General features: G+C 34.2%; 1 protein-coding gene. It reads left to right on the top strand.

Annotation, left to right across the window (positions count from 1 at the left end; all coding sequences use genetic code 11):
- Nucleotides 1-177: 177 nt before the first annotated feature.
- The coding region (locus OM074_RS21240; protein ID WP_301202720.1) for an ISAon1 family transposase N-terminal region protein at nucleotides 178-433 on the top strand (256 nt) is incomplete at its 3' end.

The following is a 433-nucleotide window of genomic DNA, read 5'->3' as shown; positions in this document are numbered from 1 at the left end:
TCGATTCAAAAGAACTTGCTTATGCTCGTGAAAGAGAAATCAAAAATTGGAAAAGTAGAAAACGAATGCTAAAACTTATATCCGGCGATTAGATCGGATCAGTAACAAAAGTTGGGTCTGAAGAAAAAAAGAGTTTTATTTGCTGTTAAATAGAAACAATAACTAAAACATAAGAAATTGAGCGAAGGATTGTCCCATGAGCTGCTAGCTTTATTTTTACCGGAAGGCCTCTTAGAATATTTTGAGATAGTCTCATATGAGAAAGATAATAGTGGAAAGAAGATCTACAACCAGCAACTGACCTTATTGTTGCAAGAGAAAGATACCATACCCGAGGAATATAAAGGTTATCAATATAAGTCATGTGGTTTTATGGAAGCCCGTTGTGTTGACGATTATCCAATTCGTAATATGTTGGTAAAATTAAAGGTGA

Origin of the sequence: Plebeiibacterium marinum (assembly GCF_026013615.1) — a bacterium.
Lineage (GTDB): Bacteria > Bacteroidota > Bacteroidia > Bacteroidales > Marinilabiliaceae > Saccharicrinis > Saccharicrinis marinus_A.
The sequence above is the reverse complement of the archived record's forward strand: the minus strand, read 5'-3'. Positions and strand labels throughout refer to the sequence as shown.